This is a genomic window from Streptomyces turgidiscabies Car8 (assembly GCF_000331005.1).
Lineage (GTDB): Bacteria > Actinomycetota > Actinomycetes > Streptomycetales > Streptomycetaceae > Streptomyces > Streptomyces turgidiscabies.
Window position 1 is genome coordinate 1 of record NZ_AEJB01000475.1, and the last position, 24,768, is coordinate 24,768.

Consider the following 24,768-nt stretch of genomic DNA (forward strand, 5'->3'; position numbering starts at 1 on the left):
TCCGCAGGCAGTTGGACGCGCTCATCGAGCACCCGCAGGACGTGTGCGACCTCGACCAGCGCGAGGCCGTGATCGCCAGCGTTCGTGCACTCGCCGAGGCCGCTCAGGCGCCGGGCACAGATGGCCAGCCGACCGACGCCGACACTCTGTGGCCGTCAGCCGTCCTCGCGGCCCTTGACGACCCGTCACAGCCCGTCAGCCCAGGCGAGACCGTGTGTACCTGCACCTTCGCTGAGGCCTGCGGCTGCGGCACCAGCACGCTCTACGACGACCAGGACGAGGACGACGAGCCCGAGGACGACGAGGAGACCGACTCCGACAGCGACGTTCTGGAGCTGATCTCCGAGATCGCCGCACGACTCAGCGACGCCACCGACGAAGGCGAGTACCACGCCGTCGGCCTCATCGGCGACCTCGCCAACGGCCGCAAAACCATCGCCGAGGCGCGCGCCGAACTCGCCGAGATCACCTTCCGCCACGTCTGACCGGGCCCGGCCGCCCGCGAGCAGTGCGGGCGGCCGGCACCCCGCCATCCCACCACCCAGGAGCACCGATGCCCGAACGCCCCGCCGCCCTCGACGGCCTCCTCGGCTACGTCGCCTGCAACCTCCCCGACGAGGAGGACACCACCGCCAAGACCCGCGCCGCTATCGCCCCGCTGGAACAGAAGATCCGCGAGGCCAGGGCCCAGGAGCGCGCTGAACTCCGCGGCGCCACCCTCGCCGCTGCATCCGAACACCTCCGCACCACACTCTTCCCGACCGTCTACGAGGACGCTGGCCAGCGCACCGCCGAGGGCGTCACCCGAGCCGCCAGCGAACTCCTCCGCATGGTCAGCGACCCCGCCATCCCGACCGCCACCTGGCCGTCCCAACAGGCCCTCGACAAAGCCACCTTGGACGTCCCGATCGCCATCTCCATCGTCTACGCCGTACGCGGCCGACCCGACGTACCGGACGAGTACAACGAGACCCGCACCATCCGACCGCGCGAGATCACGCTCACCTACCGCGCGGCCTCGGATGGTCAGCTCGGCCGCATCCACGCCTACGTCAAGGGCTGGTGGATGCAGGGCGACGCCCGCGTTCCGATGGACAGCGTCGGCCGGCACTTCACCGGCGACCCCGCAGGCTGGCCGAAGTGGCTCGCGGCCGAGGCCCGCCAGCACGACCCCGGCCAGCCGTCATGACGGGCGTCATCCCGTACATCACCCTCGTCATCGCCATCAGCGCCCTGCTCTGCGGCCACCACGGCGAAGACTTCCCGCCCATCGGCCGCGCCCTCCGGCGGCGTGCCCGGCGCCCGGGCTGGGCGTACGGCCCGATCCGCGCCCGACGCTTCGCCCGACGGGTGTTCAGCCGGTGACCGCCCACCGCCGCACCGCCCGCGCCCTCACCCTGGGCGCGGCCACAACAGCGGCCACCAGCGCCTACCTCGCCCCCGCCCTCCCGTACGCCGCCCTCGCCACCCTGTACGTCACCGCCGTGCTCGCCTGGTTCGCCCGCTCCTACTACCGCGCCCACCACCGGACGCTCGCCGAGGAGGCGTGGGAGGAGGCGTACGTACTCGGGGAGCAGCCTGCCCCGTTGAACCCGTGCTGCGCGCTCGCCGACCACAGCGAGGGTGAAGCGCACGGCCGGCGGTGCACGAACCTGTTCCACCGCTTCACCTCAGACCTCGCCAACGAGCCCTGGAGCAGCACGTGAGCCGGATCCCGCCCGCCCGGACCCCGAACGACCGCGTCCGGACGCACATCAAGGCCCTGATCGACGAGGCCAAGAGCCTGACCGCGAACTCTCCTATGCCCGCCCAGATGTTCTTCTCCGGCATGCTCTCCGGCCTCGCCGCTGGCGTGGAGATCATCGACGGCGGTACGGCCGAGGGCTCCATGGAGACGATGGTCCAGCGGCTATCGGCCGCGATCGGCCAGGCCTACATCGACGGCAAGCTCCCACCCCACCCGGAGCCTGGCCCGGCCGCCGCCGAGGAGCAAACACTGAAGTGGACACGCCGCGGGTCCCTACTCGTCCTCCTCACCCGTCTTCAGCGCGGTGGCTCCCTGCCCGAGGACGAGGCCCGGACGCTGCGCCACCACGTCGAAACGGAGATGCGCGAGGCCGACACCGCGCGCGCCGTCGCCGCCGGGAACCTGCGGCACGTGAAGGCCCTCGTGCCCGAGTTGGAGCAAGCACAGGCCGCCATCGGCCGCGTACGTGCGATCAAGAAGGCTCCGAGCCGCTCGGCCCACAACACTCTGGCCAACGCGCAAGACGAGGGATGGGACCAAGCACTCGACGCAGTGCACGCAGCCCTCGACGATCAGGTCACCAGCGCGGCCGAAGCGATGACGACTGCCGGAACCCCCGTCGCGACGGGCCTCAGCAACGGCATCCACCGCCAGGTTGAAGCCGACGTACAGCGCGTCATCGACCTGTACGAGCACTGGCTTAAGGCCGGACCGCCGCCCCTCGGGACGCCCATCGCCCGCTGGTGGGACAAGCGCCTCCTCGAACTCCGGCAGGCGGTCATCAGCGAGGGCGAGGGCCCGTCATGACGGGGCGTCCCATCCTCGTCGTCCTCGCCGCAGACCAGCCCCGCTTCAACGCCTGGTGCTACAACAGCGGACTCTCACCCACCGACCCCGACGTCCAGTACGCCGACATCCCGGAGCACCTCCGAGGCCTCGGACCGGACGTGAAGGTGATCCGCTGCCCCGGCTGGGAACTGCACCGCCACGCCCAACGCCTCGACCAGACCGCGCAGATCATCGAGCACAGGAGACGGCAGACCTCATGACGATCGCAGTGGACTTCGACGGCGTGATCCACGCCTACAGCCTCGGCTGGTGCGACGGGACGATCTACGACCCGCCCCTGCCCGGAGCCCTCGACGGACTCCGCGCCCTCATGGACCAGGACGCCGTGTTCATCCACACCAGCCGGAACACCGAGCAGGTGGCGGACTGGCTGTTCGAACGCGGCGAGTTCAACATCACGTGGGAGCCGCCCGGCGAGGCCACCTGCGAGTTCTGGAACGACAGAGATCGCCTCCTCGTCACGAACCGGAAGCTCCCCGCGACCGCCTACCTCGACGACCGGGCCGTCCGCTTCGCCGACTGGGACCAGGCCCTCGCCGTCCTACTCCCCGAGAGGGGCTGACCATGCCGCTCTTCCTCCTCGGCCTGGCTCTCGGGGGCATCTCCGGAGGTGTCACGTACGGCCTGACTGCCGACAGCGGAGTCGCCGGGATCGTCGGCGTCATCGCCGCCGTCCTCACCTGGTTCGGCCTCGCCACCGTGATCTTCGGCGACGACTGAGCATGCGGAAGGGGCGCGCTTCACGTCTCGCCAGACCAGCGCGCCCCGGCAGTGATCACCGTAACCCGAGAACCCCAGGAGTCACGATGACCACCGCCAACCACCTCCACCACCTCATCAACCACTGGACCGACCTCCAGGCCGCCCTCGGCACCAACCAGGCCGACACCTGGCCCCCCGTCATGGGCATCGCCCGCCTCCACGAACACCTCCGCGCCGACGAAGCAGCCGTGGAGCTCCGCGCCCTCGAGCGCTCCCCCGAGCAGCTCGGCGCCACCGCAGCACCCCTCCGCATCGCCATCCTCGACACCATGGCCAGCCTCGACCAGCAGCTCGTCGACGTCGCCGACCAGATCGCCTCCTCGGTCCAGCGGCCCCGCCTGAACCTCCAGGTCCGGTCGGCCGGCCCCGGCGACGACATCGCCCTCCAACTGAAGACGCTGATCCTGAAGGACGAGGTCGACGAGCGACGCTGGTCGTGGACCAACCCGCGCCTCCGCGCGGCGCCGTACGCCGCAGCCTGGCTCCTCGCCCGCTACGAGGACGCGCCCGGCCCGTTCCGGAAGCTGTCCGGCCTCCAGCACACCGACATCGAGAGCGCCGCCGCACAGGCTGCCGAGCAGGTCGACCAGGCGCTGGAGATGACCCGCCGCACCCAAGTCCTGGACCGGCCCTGCCCGCACTGCCGCGGGGTGCTGCGCATCGAGGGCGGCGACGGCCAGGACCCCGCCGTGAAGTGCCGCGGCTGCGGACGGAAATGGACCGGCGAGGACTCGGCGGATCGGGCGACTTGCTGAACCTCAGCGAAGGCCGAGTTACTCGACGCTATCTGCACGAACGACGCCGCCGCGCGACTCTTTGAACACCAGTCACTGTCAGTGCCAGCGGATAGCCTCACAAGCCTCAGGAACGCCTCACACGCACGGAGGAACCATGAGCAACCCTGCGGAGATCAAGGCCAAGGAGTCCGCGGAGGCGATCGCGCCGACCGCCGACTACTACTTGGTCTTGATGACTACCCTCCTGGAGAAGGTGGGCGAGAACAGCAGCATCGGCGTCTCCCTCAACATCAGTGGAGGGTTGGTTACCGGCCATTTGGTCACGCACAAGGTGTGGGAAGCCCTCTGGAAGGAGCAGGTCAGTCAGGCCAACGAGTGGGTTGGAGGGGTGATCGCCAGGGTCCTCGAAGAGACGGCAACCGATGAGGTCGAGGATGAGGCGATCCCAGTTCGATACATCCACCTGAAGGACGCGACCTTCATCTCGGGCAGCACGACCAGCAAGGTGGGGCTCTGGCGGGGCCCTCTCCACCAGGTCGCTGGGTGGACGAACTCCACCATCGCCGGGTAACGGGCCCCAGGCCTAAAGTTCCCCGACCAGGTCGCCGCTCTCCGCGACCTCGCCGAGGCCTACGCCATGCTGACCGCGCCGCAACTGCCCCTCATGTTGAGCAGCCTGGAGATGACGAGTTCTGACGGGCGTCACCCAACCCAGCCGACCTCCAGCACGTCGATGCCATCCGGGTAGGCAGAGAAGACGATCCAGGACTGCGGCCCGAACCACAGGGCCGCGTCCCACCCACCCGGAGCCGGCCAACTGTCCCGGCGGATCAAGGCCGACGCGATCGTCTCCATGACTTCGCGTCGGCCCTCGTCGGCCAACCCGTCGAGGGCGTCTTCCGCGCGGATGGACAGGTCGATTCGGTAGGTCATCGCATGCTCCTGTGTCGGCAGGAGCGGTACCGTACGGCGACCGTGAGCGCCCCGTGCGGGCCTGTGGATAACCCTCTTGTTGATCCACAGGAGTCCAGGTCAGGGGCCACGCTGACCTATGTGGATAGATCAGTCGTTCGACTCCGAGGCCCACTGCTCCGGGCCGCCCCCACGCCAGTCGATCCACGCCACCTCCGCTACCTCGGCCGCATCGACCTCGAGTCCGGCCCGCCGCAGGAACTCGGCGACATCGGAGACGCTGTGCGCCAGGCCGAGGATCTCGCCGTCCACTCGCACTCGTCGGCCACCCGTCGGTGACGGCAGATGCACGACCACGCGAATCGGTCCGGCCATGCCCTCAGGATCATCCGGGCAGTACGCACCCGCACTCTGGCCAGTCATTCGAGGATTCCCAAGGCGGTGTCCGGCCGGCAGAGCTCGCAGGGGTGGAAGAACTGCGCGTCCCTGGTGAGCGCTCTACGGGCTTCCTCGGCAGTGAGTCCGGTGACGGGCCGCGCCACCATGCCGCAGCCGCCGACGTGGATGGTGCAGCCGAGCGGGTGCCCTTTGTGGATCTCCCGCTCGGAGACGTACTCGCTTTTCGGCTTCGCGGGCGGCTGGCGGCGTTGCTGCGGGCTGGCTGCGTGCTCGGTCTTGGTGAGGGCGCGGTGTACGGCGTCGCGCTGGAGTCGCAGGTAGGTGGCGATCGTCTCGCTCTGGGCGAGCTGCTGGTCGAGGTGCGCCAGGATCGCGCGGAGGCGCGGGGGATCCGGAGGCAGCTCGTTCATATGTTCGATTCAAGCATCCGACCCCCGCCCCGTCGAGCCGAGAACCGAACGCAGGACTACGCGGCCAGCCCCTCGGGATGCCGCACAGCCTTCTTCGCCGCCTGCTCCAGCTCATACCGCGACATGCCCACATCGCCACGCGCCGCGCACTCGGTCACCGCAGCCTGGAAGACCTCCGCCGCGCCCCACCACTTCCTCCACTGCGCCTCGTACTCCGCGCCAGCGAGGCCAGCGAGCTTCACCCGCTCCCCTTCAGAGGAACGTTCCAGCTCGATCAATTCATCCGGGATGTCAGCCCCGCCCGGATCCTAAGCGCCCGTCATGACGCCCGTCGGCGCCGCGCCTCGTTGACCCTGTAGCACCACCCGCGCCCCGCGCGGTACCGTCAAGGCGGCAGATGCCCCCCGTAGGGCGTCACCTCCAAATGAACGAGCCCCAGCACGGAGACTCGAACTCTCCCGCCAGGGCTCTGACCACAGGAGAGTGACCTCCTATGGCTGAGCTGCACCCTAGTGCGCCCACCCATCCCAGCACCATCCACCCGCGCGGCGTCATGGCCCTCGCCATCACCGCAGCAGCCCTGATCTTCCTGCTGACGGGCGTCTCCCTCTGGCTCTCCTACGAGCACCTCCACGACGTCGGCGCCCGTCACGGCTTCGCTGACGACCCGATCCGCGCCTGGGCCTGGCCTGCCACCCTCGACCTCTTCTACGCCGCGGGCGAAGTCCTCATCCTCCGCGCTGCTCTCGCCCGCCGCGTCGACTGGTGGGCGATCGGACTGGTGGTGTTCGGCGCCGGCGGATCGATCGCACTGAACATCGCGGGCGTTGGCCCGGGCGCCGAGGTCCTCGACTACGTGGTCGCTGCCGTCCCGCCCGTCGCCTCTCTGCTGGCGTTCGGCGCGTTGATGAGCCAGGTGTACCGCGCGCTGGCCCAGCCGCGCATCGTGACGCCCGTCAGCGCCCCGGTGGCGCCCGCGACGGCTCCGGTCATCCCGCCCGTGCCCACCGAGGCACCCGCGCTCCCGGCCGCCTCCGCCCCGTGGACGCAGGCCGTGCCCGCGAGTGTGCGTCTCCTGCCGATCGTGGCCCGCCCGGCCGCACCCGCAATCGCGCCCGCGCCCCCGCGCACGATCACGTATAGCGACCCTCGCTGCGCTGTGATCCGACCGCTGTACGACACGGTGCCGCCCACCCGGCCGGGCACGAAGGCGATGCGCGACGCCCTGGTCGCCGCCGGCTACGAGGCACCGTCCGACGGCATCATCCGCGGCACCCTGCGCACCGAGGTCGAGGCCCACGAGAAGCACCTCGCCCAGCTGCCGCCCGCCCCGTTCGCCATCGGCGCGTAGCCCACGCTGCCGTGACCGCCGTGTTCGGCGTGTTCTGTGCTGCGTGCGCGCTCCTCGCGCTCGCCGGTCTGGCCTGGCTGGCCCTCCGCGACGTCCCCCCGATCACGGGCACGGTCGCACTCATCCTCACTCTCGCGGCGCTCGGCGTCGCCATCCTCCACTGAGGACCTCATGCCGTTCGACATCCCGATGACCCCACTGGGCATCCCCACCTACGGACTCGTCTCCCTCGGCGGCGTCACCACCGGGCTCTCCCTCTTCGCCTGGGACTTCACCCGCTGGTGGACCAGCCACAAGAAGCGGTTCTCCCTGAGGGCTCTCCAGGCTCTGCTGCCTCACCTGCTGTGCCTGGCGTACGGAGCGCTGCTTGTTCTGTCCGTCGGCGGGATCATCGGCGCCATCGCCGACTGGTCCCTGTGGGGCACGAACCAGGTCGGCCGCGTCGTCCTCATCTACGGCCTCGGTGCATCAACCCCGAACGTGACGAGGTCCAGCCAACTCGCGCTCACCCCCGGCGGGCACGCCGCGATCATCGTCATCACCGTCGTCACCATCGCGGTCTGCACCAAGCGAGGCTTCCGCTGGGACTACATCCGGCAGATCCTCGCCGGAATCAGCCTCGGCCTCGCATCGAGCATCGCCGGGGTTGTCGGCTTCATCGTCGCGCCGACCGTGTCGTGGGTCGGCGACTACGTGGCAGGGATCCTGTGAAGCGCCGCCCGGAGGACGACGAGCCCCTCGAGGAACAGACCGAGGAAGAGGCGGGGGAGGGCGATGAGCCGAGCGGTCGCGGCTCCCTCGTGGCTCTGGTTGTGGTCGGCATCCTGGTCGCTTGGCGCATCGTGGTCGTGTTCCCGGAGGTGGCCTACGTCATCGTCGGGATCCTCGGCACGCTGGGCTGGCAGAAGCTCCAGGCCTGGCGCGAAGGACGCAGCGACATCGCCGGAGACGAGGAAGAGGCTGCGCAGCCGGACGTCGTGGAGGCGCTGCACCGTCTCGTCGGCGACGACAAGGGCGTCCTCCTCACCGTCCTCCGCGACGACCTGAAGCTCCCCGACACGAAGGCAGTGAAGGCTCTCCTGGAGGCCGAGGGCATCCCCTGGAAGGCGAGCCGTACGCGAGAGGGGAATGGGCCGGCTGTACGCGCTGAAGCCATCCCGCCCGTATCTTCCCCCGCCGTCGACCCCCACGGGGGCGGTTGTTGTTGCAGGTCAGGCGGCAACAACAACGGCAACAACGGTGACGGGGGGCGACCGGAAGAGGGGTTGCGTGTAGATCGCACAGACACCGGCTTGACGATCCACAAGATCAAGAATCGGCCCTTCGGCCACTCCGGCAATGAGCAGGTGAAAGAAGCATGATCCGACGCCTCGTCGCCGCCCTCGGCATCGACCACGCGACGTACTACTGCGCGCCCTGCGGCGGGTTCTTCCCCGCCGGCCACTTCCCCTGCAACTGACGCCCGGGCCCTGTCGCGAACCCCCTCGCGGCGGGGCCCTCGTACGTCATCCTGGCCCCATGCCAACCTCGATCCGGGCCACCGGCGCAGACAAGAACATGACGCTCGACGAGCTCGCGGCCTTCGTCGAGGACGCGCGCAAGGCCGGCGTCCCCAGCGACCGCCATCTCCGCGCCGAGCTGTCGACCACCGGCAAGATCAAGATGGTCGAGGCCGATCTCAGCGAGAACGACGACTGACCCGTCATGCCATAGCCGTTATGACGTGCCATCGGCAGGCGTTTCCTCCAACTTCCCGTCAGAGTCGAGCGACCACTGCACGCCGCTGTCGTCCATGAAGAACAGCGTCGGCCGATTGTTGTGAGCCGTAGCTGCAGACCAGACCGGTGACGTAAAGCGAGCGCCCTTCGCCGGACCCAACAGAAACACGGGACGAGGCAAGGGCTCACCAGGGGAAACGGCACGGTCCCCGTAGCGTCTATTCACGGGCCACTCGCACGCCTCGGCCGCTCGGTACGCAGTGCCAAACCTGACGTCAACCTGATGAATGGGGGCGTCACTGTTGTTGTCGACAGTCACCACCCAGTGATCGTTTGTAGCAATGCCGCCGCCACGCCCGTCAGGCTCCCACCCGGCCTTATTGGGATACATGCGAACCTGCCGGGCCTGCGCCCACCTGCGGTCCTCGGCAGCCGCGCGAAGCTCGACTCGCTCCAACTCCAAGTTCTGCCGCTGCTCAGCCATGAACCCCAGTTGCTCCCCGATGAACTGCCGCTGCTCGCCGATCTGCTGTCGCTGACTCTTGATCGTCTGGTAGGCAAACCAGGCCGCGCCACCCGCGAACACTGCCGCTACGGCCGTCGGAACGTCGCCCCACTGCAACGGGCCCACGCCACACTCCTCACTCTGTGCTCGGTGTCGTCAAGCAGACGCCCCACCGTGCCGTCCTGGTTCCTACACGCGCCCGTCACGACGGTCTTGACGCCCGTCACGGGCGAACTCAGCGTCACAGAACGGACACAACCACACAGCAGCCTCACAGCGGCCGCAATGATGCCCCCTCAGCCACCGCGTCCAGGGGGAACCATGCGCATCCTTCACCTCGCCACCATCGCTGCCGTCGCGGCGCTCAGCCTCACCGCCTGCTCCAGTGACACCGACAGCGGTGACAGCAAGGCCGCGGCACCGCCATACAAGATCGTCAAGCAGGAAGCTCGCGGCAAGACCCGGAACCTGACCGTCGAGGTCAACACCACCAAAGATCTCCGTGGCGTTTTCGACTCCGTGACCAACGACCTAAGCGTCGAGGCCGGCTACTGGGTGATCATCAACTGTTCGACAGGGGGGACAGCCTCCGTAGATAACCGGTTGGCGAACGGCCGCTACGCAGTCGGCAACATGGGCGCGGCCGTCACCGGCCTGAATGAGGGCGGCTCTGACTTCTCAATCAACAAGGACCGCTCCTGCCCAGACAAAGAGCCGGCGCCGGACTACAGCTCGGCTCGGAAAGCAGCGGGCATCCCCGAGAGGCCGACTGGCAAGAAGCGGCAAGACCTCCTCGACACCCTGGCCGCGGCGGCCCCCGACGTCGTCCGGTACGAGGACAAGGCAGTCGACGCCGCCCGCAACCAGTGCTCCGCGCTGAACGACACGGGCGTGAACCGGATCGACTGGCTCGCGTCGCAGCGCTTCACGTACAAGGACGTGACCACGACCGAAGCACAGGGCGCGAAGATCAACGCCGCCCTCAAGTCATCCGGCTTCTGCAAGGTCTGACGCAGGGCCAACTGCCAGTGCCCTATGGGAGAATTGGGGCACAAGCAAACAGAGACCCCGGCGGGTGCTGTAACACCCCCGGGGCATGGCCGACACTTCGAAGGAGTGCCGACGTGTACGAGGATATCTGTGCCCAGCTCGGGAAGTGCCTCAACCCGATCCACGACCATGGCGAGGGAAATGCCCGACTCTCACGCATGGTCGACGTGGGCGATCCCGCCTTCAATCACATCGCTGAAGTCCTCGCGGACATGCGCTCGGCAGGCGTAGAGCTGACCGCCGAGACGATCGAGACGGCGGTCAAGCTCGGTCGCCACCGGTTCACCGCTACGACGACTCCAGTGCGATTCGCTGCCGTAGAGACGGGCTGGAAGAAGCACGAGGCGGTGGTCTACTACATTCGCCGGGGCACCCTGATCAAGATCGGTACGACGGTCCGTATCAGGCACCGCATGACCGAGCTGATGCCGGACGAGATCCTGGCGCTGGAGCCCGGCGACCGCACCCTGGAGACACAGCGGCACAACCAGTTCACTGCGCTGCGGAGCGGTCCGCGCAGCGAGTACTTCTACCCTGGCGCCGCCCTTCAACAGCACGTCGCAGCCGTACGGCAAGAGCACGGGGCGCCACCGCCGTCCTTGCCCACCCTTTGTGACGCGAGTCGCAGGTGGGCGGAAACCGATCACACGGCGTAGAGTCTCTTCCAAGTCCGGCGTGCCCGGACACACAAACTCATAGATGGCGCCATCGCGCGCACCCACGAAGGCCCGCCCACAGTGCGGGCCTTCGCCATGTCCAGGGGGGTGACCCACCATGGGCACCGCCAAGCCAGTCACCGAAGCCGAACGCCAACGCGTCCGCGAACTCCACGCCGAGGGCAAGGGCCGCAACGAGATCGCCAAGATTCTCGGACGCGGCGGTCGCACCATCAGCGACATCGCCCAGGGCCTGGGACTCTCCTTCGGTCGGGCGGCCGAGGTCCGGCAGGCCACCGAGATCCGCAGCGCAGATCTCGCCGACCGCCGTGCCGCCACCGCCCAGCGCCTCCAGGACGTCGCCGAACGCGAGCTGGAGAAGCTCGACAAACCCCACACCTACTTCGACTGGGGCGGCAAGGACCACGACTTCGACACCTACGAGGCCCCGGAGCCGACGCCAGCCGACAAGCGGGCCCTGATGGGCGTCGTCGCGACCGCGCTGGACCGGTCTTTGAAGCTCGCCCCGGCCGAGCAGGACACCGAGGGCCTGGCCGCGGTCGACGCCTGGCTGAAGGGGATGATGGGCGGCAGCTGAGGGGGCGGGCATGTACGACGCCCTCGTGGGCAAGCAGCTCCGCTCCACCCAGCTCGCCACCGCCCGCGGGAACCTGTGGGAAGGCGCAGTCCGCTCCTCCAAGACGATCAGCTCGATCATGGTGTGGCTGCGCTACATCCGCACCGGCCCCCCGGGCGCCCTGCTCATGGTCGGGAAGACCGAGCGCACCCTGAAGCGCAACATCATCGACGTCATCGTGCAGATGGTCGGCGTGAAGCGGTGCAAGTTCAAGGCCGGCGCGGGCGAGGTCGTCATCTTCGGCCGCACCATCTACGTCGCCGGCGCGAACGACGAGCGGGCCGCCGACAAGATCAAGGGGCTCACGCTCGCAGGCGCGTACTGCGACGAGGTCACCACGTTCCCCGAGACTTTCTTCTCGATGCTCGGCACCCGCCTCAGCGTCGAGGGCGCCCAGTGGTTCGGCACCACGAACCCTGAGGGTCCAAACCACTGGTTGAAGAAGAAGTTCCTGGACCGCGCGCGCCTGCACGTACGGCGTGACGGTACCGAGGTGGCGTCCGAGGACCCGAAGGCTCTCGACCTACACCGGTTCTCTTTCAGCCTGCACGACAACCCGTACCTGCCGCCGGCCTACGTCGCCAACCTCAAGATCGAATATCAGGGGCTGTTCTACCGGCGGTTCGTCCTCGGCGAATGGTGCCTGGCCGAGGGTGTCGTCTACGACATGTTCGACGAGGCCAAGCACGTCGTCGACTCGCTTCCAGACATCCGGCACTGGATGTGCGTGGGCCTGGACTACGGCACGATCAACCCGTTCTCGGCGTTGTTGATCGGGATCGGGACGGACGACCGGCTGTACGTCGCCTCCGAGTACCGGCACGACTCCCGCGCGGAGCGACGTCAGCTGACCGACGCCCAGTACAGCCTCGCTGTACGGCAGTGGCTCGGCACGTACAAGCACCGCGGTGGCGAAGGCGTCCAGCCTCAGTGGATCTTCGTGGACCCGAGCGCCGCGAGCTTCATGACGCAGCTCTGGTCCGACGGCGTCCAGGGCGTCGCGAAGGCCAACAACGAGGTCAAGGACGGCATCCGCAGCGTCTCCGTGGCCCTCGGCTCCGACCTGCTGTACGTCCATCGCTCCTGCGCAGGCTTGCTCACCGAGCTCCCCTCGTACGCCTGGGACGAGAAGGCTGCCGCCGCCGGCGAGGACAAGCCACTGAAGACCGACGACCACTCAGTGGACGCGCTCCGGTACGGCCTCCACTCCACGGCGCACGACTGGCGGCAGCTGGTCCGCGCGAACCTGGAGGTAGCAGCGTGATCGCCTGGTGGTCGTGGATCCTCACTGCAGTCGGCGTCACCGGGCTGTACTTCGCTGGCCGGCGCCGCGCCCTCGGATGGGCGATCGGCCTCGGTGCTCAAGTCCTCTGGATTGCCTACGCCCTGACGACCAGCCAATACGGCTTCCTCGCCTCCGCCGGGGCCTACGGCTGGGTGTACGCCCGGAACTTCCGGTCCTGGACGAAGCAGGGCCCGCAGCCCAAGGAGGAGGTGCCCGATGCCGCTCCCCGCTAAGGGCACCCGCTGGCCTCCCATCGACCCGTCGGTCCAGGCCGACATGGCCGACTGGTCCGCCTGGTACGCCGCGAACCCCGATCGGCTGTCGTACCGGTACCGCAACCGGCACCGCGACAACGCTCGCTTCGGCGCCCCGGAGAACCGGCCTTCGCAGTACCGCGGCGGCATGGTCGGCCGCGTAGCCCGCTGGTTCTGGGGTGAGCCCACTCCGTTCGGCGAGAAGCGCGCGAGCCTGCACATGCCGCTCGCGAAGGACATCGCCCGAACGAGCAGCGACCTGCTGTACTCCGAGCCACCCACGCTGAAAGCCCAGAACAAGGACACTCAGCAGCGACTCGAAGACCTCATGGACGCAGGCATGAAGCGGACCCTCATCGCGTCCGGGGAGATCTGCGCAGCCCTCGGAGGCTCCTACCTGCGCGTTGTTTGGGATGACGAGGTCTCCGACCGCCCATGGGCCTCCCTCGTCCACGCGGACGGCGCCGCCCCAGAGTTCGCGTACGGCGACAAGCTGCGCGCGGTCACCCTCTGGAGAGTCCTCGGAGTCGACGGCCAGAAGGTCATCCGGCACGTTGAGCGCCATGAGCCCGGGCTGATCCTCCACGAGGTGTACGAGGGCAGCGAGGACAACCTCGGCAAGCCGATCGGCCTGAAGTCGCAGTCTCAGACGGAGAACCTTCTCCCGTCCCGAGTCCTGCCGATCGGCAAGAAGCTCGCCTGCACGTACATCCCCAACACCATGATCGCCGGGGATTGGCGGGACCTGCCCGGAGCGGTCGGCCTCGGCGCCTCGGACTACCAGGGCGCCGAAGGCTTCCTCTCCTCGATCGACGAGACGTACTCCAGCTGGATGCGGGACATCCGCCTCGCCAAGTCGAGGATCATCGTCCCGTCCGGCTACCTCCTGAACAACGGCCCGGGTCAGGGCGCCACGTGGGAGGACCGCGAGGTCTACGCCCCGATGAACGTGCCGCCCACCAGCGATCAGCAGATCACCCTGAACCAGTTCATGATCCGGCACGAGGAACACCGGGCCACGATCGAGGAGCTGGTCGGCAAGGTCATCCGGAACGCGGGCTACAGCGGCGGGACGTTCGGCGATGACTCCGGAGGGCCTGCGGTCACGGCCACGGAGATCAAGGCCCGCAGTGCGCGCAGCATGTCCACCCGCGCGCGGAAGACGGAGCTCGGAGCGGTCGGCATCGCCGACATCACCGAGGTGATCCTCATGCTGGAGGCCAGCGGGATGTTCCCTGGGGTCACCGGTGTGGAGGTCGAGCGCCCGGAGGTGATCTTCCAGGACAGCGTGCAGGACGACATCAAGTCGCTCGCCGAGACTGCCTCGCTGCTTCAGCAGGCGGAGGCCGCGTCGACCGAGGCGAAGGTCGCCCTGCTTCACCCGGACTGGGACGAGACGGCGCAGCGGGAGGAAGTCGGCCGGATCCTGAAGGAGACCGGCCGCCTGGTCGAGGATCCGCTCACGTTCGGCGCGGACAGACCCGCCTTCGGGGAGTGATGGGGGGCACCAGATGCCGGTCAGCCCCGACATGGCCGAGGACCTCGCGGCCGCCGTCTCAAAGCTGTACGAGCAGGCCGAACTCGCGTTGATCGAGAAGGTCACGAGGGCCTTGGCCGAGGGGATCGACTCCCCGATGTGGGTGCAGCTGAAGCTGGCCGCGCTCGGCAACCTCCAGACGGCGATCGTCGAGATCATCGCGGCCCTCCAGGCCGATACCACGGGCGCGATCCAACAGGCTGTCGCCAAGGCGTACGACCGGGGGCAGCAAGCGGCGATCCTCGAGCTGGGGGCAGTCGCCACCGGCCCGGCCCTCGTCGCCGCTCAGGCGCTGCCCTCAGCGGCTGCCGTGGACCGGCTCGCCGCAGCTCTCATCCAGGAGACCGGAGCGACGCACTCTCGGATCCTCCGCACAGGCCTGGACGTCTACCGGCAGGTCATCGCGGAAGCCACCTCGGCCCCGCTGCTGGGAGCAATCACCCGGCGCCAGGCTGCGGAGCGGGCGTTGCAGGCGTTTTCCCGTCGGGGTGTGACCGGATTCGTGGACCGCTCCGGCCGGTCCTGGAATCTGACGTCGTACGCGGAGATGGCCACGCGGTCCGCGCTCGGGCGCGCGGCCGTGGAGGCGCACACCGACCGCCTGGCGGCCGCTGGGATCGAGCTGGTCATCGTGTCTGACTCGCCGGAGGAGTGCGAGCGCTGCCGTCCCTGGGAGGGGAAGGTGCTGCGGCGAGACGGGCCGTCCGGCAAGGGCACGGTGGAGATGGAGCACGCCACTGAGGACGACCGCATGGTCAGTGTCTCTGTGGCCGGCAGCCTTCCCGAGGCGCGCGCGGCCGGGCTCCTCCATCCGAACTGCCGGCACAGCGTCTCGATCTATCTGCCCGGCCTGACCCGGCCTCCCGGCCCGAAGGCAGACCGGACCCGCGCGACGTACGAGCAGTCGCAGAAGCAGCGCTACCTCGAGCGCCAGGTCCGCCGGTGGAAACGCGAGGCAGCCGGAGCGATGGACGACACGAAGAAGGCCCGGGCCAACGCGAAGATCCGCGAGTACCAGGGCCGGATCCGCGAGCTGGTCGCCGAGACCGGGCTGCCGCGCAAGAGACACCGCGAGCAGGTCGCGAGCGCCCGCTGATCTCAGGCCCCAGTTTCACCGTCTCCCTCGACCTGCTCCCAGGCATGGGGCCCATAGACGATCTCTGTCGTCGTTCCGTATTGGCTCTGGTGGCCCTCGTCATCGACGTTCTGAACGGTCACGTCAATGCGCAGAGCTCCGCTGGAAAGACACCAGTACGAGTACTCGCGAAACGAGGGCCGTGCAGGCTTCTCGTCCTTCCACTGCACGGGCTCCGCCTGGCCGATGAGCTTGATCTGAACGGTCATGCCCCGAACGTATCCACCACAGCGCAGCAGCGGCTGCCCTTTCAGACTTCCGGCCGCCTGGTGCGGACGGGGAACACCGATCCGCCTGGTGCGGGTCACTCCTGATGGCCCGCCTGGTGCGGGCCGTACAGCACCACCACGGGCACGCCTGGCGCGGCCCCTACTCGAAGCCCGCCAGGCGCGGGCGACTCATGCCCTGGAGGGCGTATGCGGAAGAAGACCCTGCCCCGGCTCGGTGGCCTCGGAGGCTCCGGGTGGGCGCACCCGTATGGTCGCGGCCCTTTCTCCCCGTTCCTGTACGCGGATGGAGGGGACGGCGACGGCTCCGGATCCGGCAGCGGCGGCGCGGACGGTGACGGCGACTCAGGCGACGGCGGCGGATCCGGTGACGGCGGCAACTCCGGCGGCGGTGACGGCGGCCAAGGCGCGGGCGGCTCCGGCAAGGGCGACCAGGGCAAGGACGGCGAGGACGACGCCGCGAAGGTCAAGCGGCTGGAGAAGAAACTCACAGACGCGCGCGCGGAGGCGGGCAAGGCACGCACGGACGCCAAGAAGCAGGCCGCAGACGACGCGGTCGCCGCCCTCACGAAGCAGCTCGGCAAGGCGCTCGGCTTCGTCAAGGACGACGCCCCGCCGGACCCGAAGGCGCTCGCCGACGCCATCGCACAGAAGGACACCGCGCTCTCCCAGAAGGACGCGTCCCTGCGCGCGAAGGACGTCGAACTCGCCGTCTGGTCGCGGGCCGACAAGCTCAAGGCGAAGGCCGGCGCCCTACTCGACTCGCGCTCGTTCGTCGCCGCGATCTCCGAACTCGACCCCTCTGACAAGGGCTTCCAGACCGACCTCGACAAGGCAATCAAGGACGCGGTCGACGGCAACAAGGCCTTCGCCGTGACCCCGCCCGCGGGTAAGTCCGGCGCCGATCTCTCCGGCGGGACCGGCGAAGGCGCTGCAAAACAGCGCGGCGGATCGCTCTCCGGCGCGATCGCGAACCACTACGGAAACTGACCTCAGGAGTACCCCATGCCCGTGACGCTCGCTCAGGCGCAGCTCAACACCCAGGCGGACATCGACTTCGCCGTCATCGACAACCTCCGGCGTAACAGCTGGCTGTTCAACAACTTCGTCTGGGACGACACCGCGACCCCGGGCACGGGCGACAGCTCCCTCTCCTACGGCTACACCCGACTCCTCGCACCGAGCAGCGTGTCGTTCCGCCGGTTCAATGAGGAGTACGTCCCCAGCCAGGCGACCAGCGAGCGCAAGTTCGTGGAACTCCACCCCCTCGGTGGCGCGTTCTCCGTCGACCGGAAGCTGGCCCGCCTCGGTCCGGCCGCGTCGAACAGCATCACCTTCCAGCTGGCTCAGAAGCTGACCGCGATGCGGACCCGCTTCCAGCAGGAACTGATCCTCGGCGACATCGCCGTGGACGATGCCGGTTTCGACGGCCTCGACAAGGCGTTGGTGGGCCAGAGCACGGAATACCTGCCGCTCGCCGAGGGCATCGCGACCGGGTACCTCGACTGGTCGCCGGCCACGGTGACCACCGAAGACATCGCCATGAGCGCGTTCGACGCGTTCGACGACTTCCTGTCGCGAATCATGGGCTCCCAGACCGGCTCGGGCGACACCGGCGCGGACGGCTCCGTCCCGGCCGGCGTGAAGGCGATCCTCGGCAACACCAAGTCGATCGCCCGAATCCAGTCCCTCGCACGGCGGGCCAACCAGTACACGGCTGAGAAGGACAGCTTCGGCAACCTGATCATGCGGTACGGCAACTGGGTCCTCGTCGACCTCGGCGACCGCGCCGACGGCTCCGCCCCGATCATCCCGATCCGCTCGGCGGACACCGACGGCGGCGGCGCGGGCGGCACCATCACCGGCCTCACCGACATCTACGCCGTCAGCCTCGGCCTGGACGCGTTCCACGGCGCGTCGATGGCTGGCTCCCCGCTGGTCGAGACCTACCTGCCGGACTTCACCCAGCCGGGCGCGGTCAAGAGCGGCGAGGTCGAGATGGGCCCGGTTGCGGCCGTCCTCAAGAACACCAAGTCCTGCGGTGTCCTGCGCAACGTGAAGGTGCGGTGACCAGCATGAATAACTACCGCATCGAGGCGCCCGTCCGCTCGTACAGCGGCGAGTCCGCCGGCGTCCAGTTCAGCAAGGGCACTGCCTTCGTGGACGACTCCACGAAGGAGGGGCGTGCAGCGATCGAGTACTTCCGCCGGCAGGGCTACGGCGTCGTTCTCTCCGACGGCAAGACCGACGAGGAGCGCGCCCAGGAGATCGTCACGGCCATCGTGGGGCAGCGCAATCCGGGCAGCTCGGCGGAGCCGTTCGATCCTGCGCAGCACGGCGTCGAGGACGTCCTGGCCCACCTCGACGAGGCCGACCTCGACGAGGCGACCCGCGTCCTGGACGCGGAGGCCGCCGCGAAGAAGCCGCGCGTCGGCATCACCAGCAAGCGCGAGGATCTCCTCGCGGCCAAGACGCCTGCGGCTCCGGCCGGGGACGACCAGAAGGAGGCCGGGCAGTGACGCTCCTCGGCGCATTCAAGGGGAACCCCCGCAACGAGTTCGGCTGGCTCAACTCGGCCAACCGCCCGGACCCGGAGGCTGTCTTCCACCGGGTGAACCTGCCGCGCGTGGGCCTGGACGACGTCCCGGCCGCAGCCACCGGCGTGATGTGCTCCGTCGCCCTGTATCTGCAGGACGGCGACCTCATCACCAACCTCACGTTCATCAGCGCGGGTACGGCGGGCGGCACGCTCACCAACCAGATCGCCGCGCTGTACAACGGGGCCGGCGCGCTGCTCGCGCAGTCCGCGGACAAGACGAACGAGGCGTGGGCAGCGGACACGGCGAAGACGTTCGCGCTGGCGACGGCGCAGCGGATCACCAAGTCGGGCATCTACTACGCGGCGCTCGCCATCGCCGCCTCCACGGTGCCGACCCTCGTTGGATCGGTCGGTGCGAAGCCTTTCCTGACGGGTGAGGGCAACCTCTCCCAGACGTCCGGCTCGGGCATCGGTGCGACAGCCCCGGCGACGATCGCCACACCCGCCTTCAAGCGGGCTGTGCCGCTCGTCATCGCGAACTGATCAGGAGGACCGGATATGCCTCTCACATCAGGTGCGACCGTTGCCGTCCAGGCTTCTGGTGAACTGACCGCAGCGCTCGACCTCGGTACGGGTCGGGCATCGCAGATCCTGGCCCGCAGGATGACCCTCGGCAGCGGCACGGGGGCGGGTAAGGCGGACCGAATCTGGTCCGATCGGCGCACGCTCGCCGCTTCTGCGACCGAGGACCTCGACCTAGCCGGCGTGCTCCTCGATGCGTTCGGCACGGCGGTCACCTTCGCCCGGATCAAGGGCCTGATCATCGCGGCAGCGGCCGGGAACACCAACAACGTGATCGTCGGCGCGGCAGCTTCGGCGCCGTGGATCACGCTGCTCGGGGCGACGCACACGCTGACCCTGCGGCCGGGAGCCTTCGTGGCGGTCGGGACGGGGGCGGCCGACGCGATCGGATACGCGGTCACGGCTACCACGGCAGACCTGCTGAAGATCGCCAACTCGTCGTCTGGCACGCCGGTGACCTACGACATCGAGATCATCGGCTGCTCTGCATAGCCGATCGACTTGCGGCGAGGGGGCTCTTCGGGGCCCCCTTCCGCATGCCTGGAGGACTCTCACGATGGCCAACATCGTCTTCAACATCGCACTCGGGCGGCTGACCTACCTGGCTGGGCTGCCCGCCACCAACGACGCCTTGATCATGGTGCCGATCGAAACGAGCGGCATCGTCGGCGACTCGACGATGCGTGACTACGACGACCTGGGCGCGCTCCTCGGAGGCGCGTCCAACGAGCAGACCACCATGGGCAGAAAGACGCTGGCCACGGTCACGGCAACGGTCGACGACACCAACGACCGCGTGAACATCGACTGCGCGGACGTCACCTGGACCGCAGCCACCGGAAACGCGATCTCCGCAGTGGTCATCTGCTACGACCCGGACACCACGGGCGGCACAGATGCGGACCTGATCCCGCTGACGAAGCACGACGTCACCATGACGCCGGACGGCACCGACTTCACGCTGACCATCACGGACTTCGTACGGGCCAGCTCAGCGGCCTGATCCTCCGGGGAGGCCGACGATGGCGCGATTGTGGACGTGCGGGTTCGAGCTCCAGTCGGTCACCGCAGGGGTCGAGGTTCTCTCGGTCACCGGCACCCCGACGATCTCAACGACCGTCCACCGCGCCGGCGCCGCCTCCCTCCGGATCAACCCCAGCGCCGCAACGCAGTACGTCGAGCAGCAGATCGACTCCGGCACCGTCAAGCGCACCCTTCACCGCTTCTACCTGCGCATCACCACCCTGCCGTCCGCCGACTGCAACATCTACGGCATCGGCCAGTCCGGCTACTTCCCCGGGCTGCTCCGCCTGAAGACAACCGGCGTACTGACCCTCCGCGACGGCTTCACCGCGGCCGACATCGGCACCGCCTCCGCCGCCCTGTCGACGGGTGTCTGGTACCGCATCGAGCTGGACTACACCGACACCGCGGGCACGGCCGGCTCGGTCACCGGCGCCTTCAAGGGCTATGTGAACGGCGTCGAGTTCTCCAGCACGGTGTGCTCCAACATCAACGGCTGGTCGAGGGTCAGGGTCGGCGCGCAGACCGCCGTGAGCGGCGATTTCCACATCGACGACGTCGCCGTCAACGACACCACGGGCAGCGTGCAAACCGGGCTTCCGGGCCCGGGCAACATCGTCCACCTGAAGCCCAACGCGGCGGGCGACAACAACCTCTTCGGCACCGCAGTGGGCGGAACCGCTGGTGCGGGCAACAACTACACGCGCATCAGCGAAACCACCCCCGACGACGCGACCAGCTACAACGAGACCGCGGCGACGGGCACGACGACGATCGACGACGTCAACTTGGACTCGTCAGCGACTGCCGGGATCGGCGCTGGGGAGCGGGTCGCGCTCGTCCAGGTCGGTGCCCGGATCGGCTCGAACGCGGCGACGGCCGCCTCCCTCGTCTACCGGATCAAGAGCCAGGCTGCTGGCACCGTGCTGGAGTCCGGATCGGTCAGCGTCGCGCTGAACGGGTGGGCGTCACAGAAGTCCGCGGCTCCGTACGTCTACCAGCTGACCAGCTACACGGATCCGCAGGCCGGGGGCGCGTGGACGCAGGCGCTCCTCGACACCGCGCAGATCGGCTACCGCACCAACGTCTCGCAGGCGACGACTCGTCGAGTCAGCGCGCTGTGGGCCCTCGTCGAGACCATCCCGCTCACGACCGCGGCCCTCGGAACCGCGTCGGAGGTCGACACCGGGCAGGCTGCCGGCAAGACCAAGACGAAAGCGCTCGCTCTCGGCTCGGAGACCGACTCAGGTCAGGCTCTCGCCCGGAGGAAGACGAAGGCGCTCGCCCTCTCGGCCGAGACCAGTACGGCGCAGGTCCTGGGGCGACGGAAGTCGATCGCCCTCGGCACGGCCACCGAGACGAACTCCGCGCAGACCCTGGTCCCGCTCGCAGGCGTCCCCTTCTCGGCGCTTGCCGATACCTTCAACGACGGCGTCGTCGACCCGGCGAAGTGGCCCGACAGCTACGACCCGGGCGGGTACAGCGAGGTCGGCGGGCGGGCGCGCGTCGCCTGCAACACCGCCTACAACGCCTACGCGTCGGCCGAGGCATACCGGCTGCGCGAGTCCGGCGTGCACGTCCGCATGTGGCCGCCCGCGGCCGGGGGCGCGACCGTGGAGGCGTGGGCGCAGCTCCTGGTCCAGACGATCACTCTGGGCACGGATGCGATCTTCGAGGTGTCCGCGATCACGGGCAACCTCATCATGGCGGTGCGCACCGGGTACTTCGACCCGGCTCAGGCCGCTATCTCCTACGACGCGACCGCGCACGCGTGGTTGCGGATCCGGGAGACCGGCGGCCAGCTGCTGTGGGATACCTCGCCGGATGGCATCACGTGGACCAACCGGCGCACCGCGGCAAGCCCTGGGTGGGTGGGCGACACCAACCTCCAGGTGCAGCTCATCGCCCACCGCGACGGAGGCGTCGACGACGTCGCTGAGTTCGACAGCTTCAACACTGGGGCCAGTCAGTCCGCCGCGCTCGTCCTGGCGGGCGAGGTTGATACCGCGCAGTCTCTCGTCGGCCGGAAGTCGTTGGCCCTGGGCGCGACTGGCGAGGTCGACAGCGCGCAGGCACCCGGTCGTTCCCGCTCCCGCGCACTCGCGCCCGCAGGAGAACCTGAAGCTGCGCAGCCCCTCGGCAAGGCCAAGACGGCAGCGCTCACCGTCGCGACGGAAACTGACCAGGCCCGGGCGTTGATCGGCTCCCGGTCTGCCGCGCTCGGGCGGGCCGCAGAGACCGGAGCCGCGCGACCGCTTGGCCGGGCCAAGGCCAGCGCGCTCCTGCCGGCGGCCGAGACCGAGACCGCCCAGTCTCCGGCCGGCCGGAAGCAGTTGGCGCTCGGCACTGCAGTCGAGTCGGCGGCGGCCCGGTCGTTCGGCTCCGCGAAGATGGCCGTGCTGCCGGTCGCGGAGGAGACAGCTACGGCCGTGCCGCTCGCTCCGGCGTCTGGCTTGGTCGCGGCAGAAGAGACCAGCACGGCCCGTTCCCTGGGCCGTGTGAAGGCCCGCACGGTGGGTGTGGCGGGTGAGGTAGGGGAGGCTCGGCCACTCGGCCGGGTCAAGGCGGCCGGTCTCACCGTGGCGGCCGAGACCGCGACCGCACGGCCGCTGGCAGGCGGTCGGCGCCGGGCCCTCGTGCCGTCCGAGGAGACGTCGACAGCACGTCCCTTCGTCCAGTCGAGGGCCCGGCAACTCCCTACCGCTGTCGAGGAATCCGAGGCGCTCGGCCTGGCTGGCGGCTCCGTAGCCGTCCTCGGCCGGGGCTCGGAGACGGACGAGGCTCGGCCCGTCACCGGTCGCAAGTCGCAGGCCTTGACCGCCGTCCTGGCGGTTGAGTCCGCGCTGCCGGTCGCGGGCCGCAAGACACGAGCCCTGGGAACGGCGGGCGAGTTCAGCACGGCCCAGGTCCTCGCCGCGGGCAAGCGCGCGCAGCTGGTCGCCGCAGCCGAGGTCGTCGAGGCGGAGCGGCTGCTCGTGCCCGGGGCCATCGCCCCTGCGGACGAGACCAGCACGGCCCGGCCACTCGTCGGCGGAAAGCGGCTGGACCTTACTTCGGCTGTGGAGGCCGTCGAGGCGCAGCAGTTCGGCGCGCAGTCTCTGCTCGCGCTCGGGCGGGCCATCGAGCTGGCGGGCACGCTGCCCGTCGGGCGCCTGAAGACTCGAGGTCTGTCGGCGGCGGCTGGGTTCGAAGCCGCGCAGCCCTTCAGAGGGACGAAGACCTGCGCGCTCGGTAGGGCTGCGGAGGTGTCGCGGGCTCTCATCGGCCCGAAGGTGCGGATCACGCCAGCGGTCGAGCACGGCCAGGCGCTCGTCCTCATCGGTCGGCGCCAGCAGCCGGCCGACCACCTTGCCCCCAGCACGTCCGGTCCGGTGCTCACTCCGAGCACGAGCGGCCCGGGCCTGTCGACGTCCGGCACTGGCCCGCTCCTGGCGGCCACCACAACGAGCGGAGGCTGACGATGCCCGATGTCGGAGATCTCGTCACGGCCAGTCTGACCGTGGCTCCGGCGGGCGTCACGACGGGCGCCAGCCTTGTCGTGACGCGCCCTGACGGGTCGGTCGTGACGCCCGTCGTGACGGGGTCCGACGACGGGGCGACCTGGACAGCTCCCGTCAGCTACACGCTGGCCGGGATCTGGCGGCTGTCGTGGACGGTCACGGGGACCGGTGCCTCCGTGCAGCACGAGGTCGTGTCCGTCGCGCCGGCACCTGCGGTCATGGCGGACGTTCGCTCGTACGCGACGACCACCCAGCTCGCGAACTTCCTGCACGCGGCCCCGCCGTTGGACGCGGTGAAGCTCCTCGAGCGCGCGACCGATCTACTCGACAGCGACTTCCTGGGGCCCGCGGTGTACGACGTCGACGACGACGGCATGCCGACCGACGCCGAGGTCATCGAGGCCTTCGCCGAAGCGGTCTGCGCGCAGGTGGAGTTCTGGGGTGAGGTCGGCGAGGAGACCGACATCAGCGGTCCGCTCCAGGGCGTCCAGCTCGGCTCGGTTGCGCTGCAGTTCGGTGCTGGCGACAACCGGTCCGGGCCGGACTACTACGCGCCCAAGCTCGTGCGCGCACTCCAGAACCTCCCCGGCGACAAGTTCCGCAGGGTCGCTTACTCGGGTGGCTGCTGATGGTGAGGCGGATCCCTCGCCGGTACTTCATCCACGAGATCACGGTGGAGCCGTACGCAGGGGAGTCCAGCACGAGCCACCTGTACGGTCCGCCAACCGCGGTGCGGTGCCTGCTCGACGAGCAGACACGCGCCGTACGGACACCCGGCGGCGAGCAGGTCACGTCCACGTCGACCGCGTATGCCGACCTCGAAACCGAGGCTCCGGCCCTGTCCCGGGTGACGCTCCCCGGCGGCCGGAAGACCACGGTCATCCAGGCCAAGCGGCGCGACGGCAAGACGCTCGGCACCCCCAACCACCTGGAAATCCAGCTCGAATGAGGTG

General features: G+C 69.1%; 37 protein-coding genes. 31 read left to right on the top strand and 6 right to left on the bottom strand.

Translation table 11 applies throughout. The annotated features are described in order from the left end of the window. The 10 genes from STRTUCAR8_RS34200 to STRTUCAR8_RS34240 all read left to right on the top strand — a co-directional run. The coding region (locus STRTUCAR8_RS34200) for a hypothetical protein (RefSeq protein WP_006380834.1) at positions 1–485 on the top strand (485 nt) is incomplete at its 5' end. A 68-nt stretch (positions 486–553) separates the two neighbouring features. Continuing rightward, complete coding sequence (locus STRTUCAR8_RS34205; RefSeq protein ID WP_006380854.1) at positions 554–1,189, top strand: hypothetical protein; 636 nt, start codon at positions 554–556, stop codon at positions 1,187–1,189. Next, the gene (locus tag STRTUCAR8_RS34210) at positions 1,186–1,365 is read left to right on the top strand and encodes a hypothetical protein (protein WP_006380828.1); all 180 of its coding nucleotides are present in this window, start codon (positions 1,186–1,188) and stop codon (positions 1,363–1,365) included. Before STRTUCAR8_RS34205 ends, STRTUCAR8_RS34210 begins: the two co-directional genes overlap by 4 nt. Next, on the top strand, positions 1,362–1,706 hold the full coding sequence (locus tag STRTUCAR8_RS34215) for a hypothetical protein (protein ID WP_006380815.1): 345 nt from the start codon (positions 1,362–1,364) through the stop codon (positions 1,704–1,706). Before STRTUCAR8_RS34210 ends, STRTUCAR8_RS34215 begins: the two co-directional genes overlap by 4 nt. After that, positions 1,703–2,554: a hypothetical protein gene (locus tag STRTUCAR8_RS34220; protein WP_006380847.1), complete on the top strand. Its 852-nt coding sequence runs from the start codon at positions 1,703–1,705 to the stop codon at positions 2,552–2,554. The genes STRTUCAR8_RS34215 and STRTUCAR8_RS34220 overlap by 4 nt, the downstream gene beginning before the upstream one ends. Beyond that, the gene (locus STRTUCAR8_RS34225) at positions 2,551–2,796 is read left to right on the top strand and encodes a hypothetical protein (protein WP_006380827.1); all 246 of its coding nucleotides are present in this window, start codon (positions 2,551–2,553) and stop codon (positions 2,794–2,796) included. Before STRTUCAR8_RS34220 ends, STRTUCAR8_RS34225 begins: the two co-directional genes overlap by 4 nt. Further along, positions 2,793–3,158, top strand: coding sequence for an HAD family hydrolase (locus STRTUCAR8_RS34230; protein ID WP_044473382.1), 366 nt, complete (start codon positions 2,793–2,795; stop codon positions 3,156–3,158). The genes STRTUCAR8_RS34225 and STRTUCAR8_RS34230 overlap by 4 nt, the downstream gene beginning before the upstream one ends. Positions 3,159–3,160: 2 nt before the next feature. After that, positions 3,161–3,316: a hypothetical protein gene (locus STRTUCAR8_RS52945; protein ID WP_006380850.1), complete on the top strand. Its 156-nt coding sequence runs from the start codon at positions 3,161–3,163 to the stop codon at positions 3,314–3,316. An 86-nt stretch (positions 3,317–3,402) separates the two neighbouring features. Next, on the top strand, positions 3,403–4,113 hold the full coding sequence (locus STRTUCAR8_RS34235) for a hypothetical protein (RefSeq protein ID WP_006380861.1): 711 nt from the start codon (positions 3,403–3,405) through the stop codon (positions 4,111–4,113). A 136-nt stretch (positions 4,114–4,249) separates the two neighbouring features. Next, on the top strand, positions 4,250–4,666 hold the full coding sequence (locus STRTUCAR8_RS34240) for a hypothetical protein (RefSeq protein WP_006380829.1): 417 nt from the start codon (positions 4,250–4,252) through the stop codon (positions 4,664–4,666). 131 nt (positions 4,667–4,797) lie between these two features. Here the strand turns inward: STRTUCAR8_RS34240 and STRTUCAR8_RS34245 are convergent, their stop codons facing one another. From STRTUCAR8_RS34245 to STRTUCAR8_RS34260, 4 genes are all read right to left on the bottom strand, one after another. Next, on the bottom strand, positions 4,798–5,028 hold the full coding sequence (locus STRTUCAR8_RS34245) for a hypothetical protein (RefSeq protein ID WP_006380840.1): 231 nt from the start codon (positions 5,026–5,028) through the stop codon (positions 4,798–4,800). 129 nt (positions 5,029–5,157) lie between these two features. After that, positions 5,158–5,382, bottom strand: coding sequence for a hypothetical protein (locus STRTUCAR8_RS34250; protein WP_048818870.1), 225 nt, complete (start codon positions 5,380–5,382; stop codon positions 5,158–5,160). A 44-nt stretch (positions 5,383–5,426) separates the two neighbouring features. Beyond that, positions 5,427–5,816: a DUF6233 domain-containing protein gene (locus tag STRTUCAR8_RS34255; protein WP_006380844.1), complete on the bottom strand. Its 390-nt coding sequence runs from the start codon at positions 5,814–5,816 to the stop codon at positions 5,427–5,429. A 56-nt stretch (positions 5,817–5,872) separates the two neighbouring features. Then, positions 5,873–6,058, bottom strand: coding sequence for a hypothetical protein (locus STRTUCAR8_RS34260; RefSeq protein ID WP_006380841.1), 186 nt, complete (start codon positions 6,056–6,058; stop codon positions 5,873–5,875). 251 nt (positions 6,059–6,309) lie between these two features. On the opposite strand from STRTUCAR8_RS34260, the gene STRTUCAR8_RS54700 reads away from it, so the two are divergent. The 5 genes from STRTUCAR8_RS54700 to STRTUCAR8_RS34280 all read left to right on the top strand — a co-directional run bounded on the left by STRTUCAR8_RS54700 (position 6,310) and on the right by STRTUCAR8_RS34280 (position 8,865). Further along, positions 6,310–7,167 (top strand): DUF2637 domain-containing protein, encoded by an 858-nt coding sequence (locus STRTUCAR8_RS54700; RefSeq protein ID WP_006380849.1) that lies wholly within the window; start codon positions 6,310–6,312, stop codon positions 7,165–7,167. Positions 7,168–7,178: 11 nt separating this feature from the next. Further along, positions 7,179–7,331, top strand: coding sequence for a hypothetical protein (locus tag STRTUCAR8_RS52950; RefSeq protein WP_006380858.1), 153 nt, complete (start codon positions 7,179–7,181; stop codon positions 7,329–7,331). Between the two features lie 7 nt (positions 7,332–7,338). Continuing rightward, the gene (locus STRTUCAR8_RS34270) at positions 7,339–7,878 is read left to right on the top strand and encodes a hypothetical protein (protein WP_006380855.1); all 540 of its coding nucleotides are present in this window, start codon (positions 7,339–7,341) and stop codon (positions 7,876–7,878) included. Then, positions 7,875–8,528: a hypothetical protein gene (locus STRTUCAR8_RS34275; RefSeq protein ID WP_006380812.1), complete on the top strand. Its 654-nt coding sequence runs from the start codon at positions 7,875–7,877 to the stop codon at positions 8,526–8,528. Before STRTUCAR8_RS34270 ends, STRTUCAR8_RS34275 begins: the two co-directional genes overlap by 4 nt. A gap of 157 nt (positions 8,529–8,685) precedes the next feature. Then, a complete protein-coding gene (locus STRTUCAR8_RS34280; protein ID WP_006380830.1) occupies positions 8,686–8,865 on the top strand; it encodes a hypothetical protein in 180 nt (59 codons plus the stop codon). 18 nt (positions 8,866–8,883) lie between these two features. Here STRTUCAR8_RS34280 and STRTUCAR8_RS34285 read toward each other — a convergent pair whose 3' ends face one another. Then, positions 8,884–9,516 carry a hypothetical protein gene (locus tag STRTUCAR8_RS34285; RefSeq protein WP_044473384.1) on the bottom strand — a complete coding sequence of 211 codons (633 nt, stop codon included), beginning with the start codon at positions 9,514–9,516 and terminating at the stop codon, positions 8,884–8,886. A gap of 195 nt (positions 9,517–9,711) precedes the next feature. Between STRTUCAR8_RS34285 and STRTUCAR8_RS53585 the strand changes: the two genes are divergently transcribed. From STRTUCAR8_RS53585 to STRTUCAR8_RS34325, 7 genes are all read left to right on the top strand, one after another. Next, positions 9,712–10,401 (top strand): hypothetical protein, encoded by a 690-nt coding sequence (locus tag STRTUCAR8_RS53585; protein ID WP_199791724.1) that lies wholly within the window; start codon positions 9,712–9,714, stop codon positions 10,399–10,401. A 113-nt stretch (positions 10,402–10,514) separates the two neighbouring features. Continuing rightward, entirely contained in the window at positions 10,515–11,096 is a 582-nt protein-coding gene (locus STRTUCAR8_RS50585) for a hypothetical protein (protein WP_006380823.1), read from the top strand. 118 nt (positions 11,097–11,214) lie between these two features. Then, complete coding sequence (locus STRTUCAR8_RS34305; protein WP_006380809.1) at positions 11,215–11,694, top strand: helix-turn-helix domain-containing protein; 480 nt, start codon at positions 11,215–11,217, stop codon at positions 11,692–11,694. 10 nt (positions 11,695–11,704) lie between these two features. Continuing rightward, positions 11,705–12,997 (top strand): PBSX family phage terminase large subunit, encoded by a 1,293-nt coding sequence (locus STRTUCAR8_RS34310; RefSeq protein WP_006380856.1) that lies wholly within the window; start codon positions 11,705–11,707, stop codon positions 12,995–12,997. Further along, positions 12,994–13,251 (top strand): hypothetical protein, encoded by a 258-nt coding sequence (locus tag STRTUCAR8_RS34315; RefSeq protein WP_006380837.1) that lies wholly within the window; start codon positions 12,994–12,996, stop codon positions 13,249–13,251. The genes STRTUCAR8_RS34310 and STRTUCAR8_RS34315 overlap by 4 nt, the downstream gene beginning before the upstream one ends. Further along, positions 13,235–14,770 (top strand): hypothetical protein, encoded by a 1,536-nt coding sequence (locus STRTUCAR8_RS34320; protein ID WP_006380835.1) that lies wholly within the window; start codon positions 13,235–13,237, stop codon positions 14,768–14,770. Before STRTUCAR8_RS34315 ends, STRTUCAR8_RS34320 begins: the two co-directional genes overlap by 17 nt. Positions 14,771–14,783: 13 nt before the next feature. Then, positions 14,784–15,905, top strand: coding sequence for a phage minor capsid protein (locus tag STRTUCAR8_RS34325; RefSeq protein ID WP_006380842.1), 1,122 nt, complete (start codon positions 14,784–14,786; stop codon positions 15,903–15,905). Between the two features lie 2 nt (positions 15,906–15,907). Here the strand turns inward: STRTUCAR8_RS34325 and STRTUCAR8_RS34330 are convergent, their stop codons facing one another. Next, the gene (locus STRTUCAR8_RS34330) at positions 15,908–16,153 is read right to left on the bottom strand and encodes a hypothetical protein (RefSeq protein WP_044473385.1); all 246 of its coding nucleotides are present in this window, start codon (positions 16,151–16,153) and stop codon (positions 15,908–15,910) included. Between the two features lie 207 nt (positions 16,154–16,360). Between STRTUCAR8_RS34330 and STRTUCAR8_RS34335 the strand changes: the two genes are divergently transcribed. From STRTUCAR8_RS34335 to STRTUCAR8_RS34375, 9 genes are all read left to right on the top strand, one after another. Continuing rightward, positions 16,361–17,161 carry a hypothetical protein gene (locus STRTUCAR8_RS34335; RefSeq protein ID WP_006380843.1) on the top strand — a complete coding sequence of 267 codons (801 nt, stop codon included), beginning with the start codon at positions 16,361–16,363 and terminating at the stop codon, positions 17,159–17,161. A 15-nt stretch (positions 17,162–17,176) separates the two neighbouring features. After that, on the top strand, positions 17,177–18,241 hold the full coding sequence (locus tag STRTUCAR8_RS34340; protein ID WP_006380833.1) for a major capsid protein: 1,065 nt from the start codon (positions 17,177–17,179) through the stop codon (positions 18,239–18,241). Next, positions 18,238–18,690: a hypothetical protein gene (locus STRTUCAR8_RS34345; protein WP_044473386.1), complete on the top strand. Its 453-nt coding sequence runs from the start codon at positions 18,238–18,240 to the stop codon at positions 18,688–18,690. The genes STRTUCAR8_RS34340 and STRTUCAR8_RS34345 overlap by 4 nt, the downstream gene beginning before the upstream one ends. Beyond that, positions 18,687–19,253, top strand: coding sequence for a hypothetical protein (locus tag STRTUCAR8_RS34350; protein WP_006380813.1), 567 nt, complete (start codon positions 18,687–18,689; stop codon positions 19,251–19,253). The genes STRTUCAR8_RS34345 and STRTUCAR8_RS34350 overlap by 4 nt, the downstream gene beginning before the upstream one ends. Before the next feature lie 15 nt (positions 19,254–19,268). Next, positions 19,269–19,784 (top strand): hypothetical protein, encoded by a 516-nt coding sequence (locus STRTUCAR8_RS34355; RefSeq protein ID WP_006380814.1) that lies wholly within the window; start codon positions 19,269–19,271, stop codon positions 19,782–19,784. 64 nt (positions 19,785–19,848) lie between these two features. Next, entirely contained in the window at positions 19,849–20,295 is a 447-nt protein-coding gene (locus tag STRTUCAR8_RS34360) for a hypothetical protein (protein ID WP_006380820.1), read from the top strand. 19 nt (positions 20,296–20,314) lie between these two features. Beyond that, entirely contained in the window at positions 20,315–23,773 is a 3,459-nt protein-coding gene (locus STRTUCAR8_RS34365; protein ID WP_006380860.1) for a hypothetical protein, read from the top strand. 2 nt (positions 23,774–23,775) lie between these two features. Beyond that, positions 23,776–24,444, top strand: coding sequence for a copper resistance CopC family protein (locus tag STRTUCAR8_RS34370; RefSeq protein WP_006380852.1), 669 nt, complete (start codon positions 23,776–23,778; stop codon positions 24,442–24,444). After that, entirely contained in the window at positions 24,444–24,764 is a 321-nt protein-coding gene (locus STRTUCAR8_RS34375; RefSeq protein ID WP_006380819.1) for a hypothetical protein, read from the top strand. Before STRTUCAR8_RS34370 ends, STRTUCAR8_RS34375 begins: the two co-directional genes overlap by 1 nt. The last annotated feature ends 4 nt before the right edge of the window (positions 24,765–24,768 follow it).

What these genes read in the sequence shown, in the direction of transcription:
- STRTUCAR8_RS34365 (WP_006380860.1), top strand. Translation starts at nt 20,315, where the DNA reads ATGGCGCGATTGTGGACGTGCGGGTTCGAGCTCCAGTCGGTCACCGCA.
- STRTUCAR8_RS52945 (WP_006380850.1), top strand. Translation starts at nt 3,161, where the DNA reads ATGCCGCTCTTCCTCCTCGGCCTGGCTCTCGGGGGCATCTCCGGAGGT.
- STRTUCAR8_RS34230 (WP_044473382.1), top strand. Translation starts at nt 2,793, where the DNA reads ATGACGATCGCAGTGGACTTCGACGGCGTGATCCACGCCTACAGCCTC.
- STRTUCAR8_RS34355 (WP_006380814.1), top strand. Translation starts at nt 19,269, where the DNA reads ATGCCTCTCACATCAGGTGCGACCGTTGCCGTCCAGGCTTCTGGTGAA.
- STRTUCAR8_RS34250 (WP_048818870.1), bottom strand. Translation starts at nt 5,382, where the DNA reads ATGGCCGGACCGATTCGCGTGGTCGTGCATCTGCCGTCACCGACGGGT.
- STRTUCAR8_RS34205 (WP_006380854.1), top strand. Translation starts at nt 554, where the DNA reads ATGCCCGAACGCCCCGCCGCCCTCGACGGCCTCCTCGGCTACGTCGCC.
- STRTUCAR8_RS34370 (WP_006380852.1), top strand. Translation starts at nt 23,776, where the DNA reads ATGCCCGATGTCGGAGATCTCGTCACGGCCAGTCTGACCGTGGCTCCG.
- STRTUCAR8_RS34310 (WP_006380856.1), top strand. Translation starts at nt 11,705, where the DNA reads ATGTACGACGCCCTCGTGGGCAAGCAGCTCCGCTCCACCCAGCTCGCC.
- STRTUCAR8_RS34330 (WP_044473385.1), bottom strand. Translation starts at nt 16,153, where the DNA reads ATGACCGTTCAGATCAAGCTCATCGGCCAGGCGGAGCCCGTGCAGTGG.
- STRTUCAR8_RS34245 (WP_006380840.1), bottom strand. Translation starts at nt 5,028, where the DNA reads ATGACCTACCGAATCGACCTGTCCATCCGCGCGGAAGACGCCCTCGAC.
- STRTUCAR8_RS34270 (WP_006380855.1), top strand. Translation starts at nt 7,339, where the DNA reads ATGCCGTTCGACATCCCGATGACCCCACTGGGCATCCCCACCTACGGA.
- STRTUCAR8_RS34320 (WP_006380835.1), top strand. Translation starts at nt 13,235, where the DNA reads ATGCCGCTCCCCGCTAAGGGCACCCGCTGGCCTCCCATCGACCCGTCG.
- STRTUCAR8_RS34280 (WP_006380830.1), top strand. Translation starts at nt 8,686, where the DNA reads ATGCCAACCTCGATCCGGGCCACCGGCGCAGACAAGAACATGACGCTC.
- STRTUCAR8_RS34240 (WP_006380829.1), top strand. Translation starts at nt 4,250, where the DNA reads ATGAGCAACCCTGCGGAGATCAAGGCCAAGGAGTCCGCGGAGGCGATC.
- STRTUCAR8_RS54700 (WP_006380849.1), top strand. Translation starts at nt 6,310, where the DNA reads ATGGCTGAGCTGCACCCTAGTGCGCCCACCCATCCCAGCACCATCCAC.
- STRTUCAR8_RS34375 (WP_006380819.1), top strand. Translation starts at nt 24,444, where the DNA reads ATGGTGAGGCGGATCCCTCGCCGGTACTTCATCCACGAGATCACGGTG.
- STRTUCAR8_RS34255 (WP_006380844.1), bottom strand. Translation starts at nt 5,816, where the DNA reads ATGAACGAGCTGCCTCCGGATCCCCCGCGCCTCCGCGCGATCCTGGCG.
- STRTUCAR8_RS34225 (WP_006380827.1), top strand. Translation starts at nt 2,551, where the DNA reads ATGACGGGGCGTCCCATCCTCGTCGTCCTCGCCGCAGACCAGCCCCGC.
- STRTUCAR8_RS34340 (WP_006380833.1), top strand. Translation starts at nt 17,177, where the DNA reads ATGCCCGTGACGCTCGCTCAGGCGCAGCTCAACACCCAGGCGGACATC.
- STRTUCAR8_RS34325 (WP_006380842.1), top strand. Translation starts at nt 14,784, where the DNA reads ATGCCGGTCAGCCCCGACATGGCCGAGGACCTCGCGGCCGCCGTCTCA.
- STRTUCAR8_RS34210 (WP_006380828.1), top strand. Translation starts at nt 1,186, where the DNA reads ATGACGGGCGTCATCCCGTACATCACCCTCGTCATCGCCATCAGCGCC.
- STRTUCAR8_RS34305 (WP_006380809.1), top strand. Translation starts at nt 11,215, where the DNA reads ATGGGCACCGCCAAGCCAGTCACCGAAGCCGAACGCCAACGCGTCCGC.
- STRTUCAR8_RS53585 (WP_199791724.1), top strand. Translation starts at nt 9,712, where the DNA reads ATGCGCATCCTTCACCTCGCCACCATCGCTGCCGTCGCGGCGCTCAGC.
- STRTUCAR8_RS34360 (WP_006380820.1), top strand. Translation starts at nt 19,849, where the DNA reads ATGGCCAACATCGTCTTCAACATCGCACTCGGGCGGCTGACCTACCTG.
- STRTUCAR8_RS34335 (WP_006380843.1), top strand. Translation starts at nt 16,361, where the DNA reads ATGCGGAAGAAGACCCTGCCCCGGCTCGGTGGCCTCGGAGGCTCCGGG.
- STRTUCAR8_RS34235 (WP_006380861.1), top strand. Translation starts at nt 3,403, where the DNA reads ATGACCACCGCCAACCACCTCCACCACCTCATCAACCACTGGACCGAC.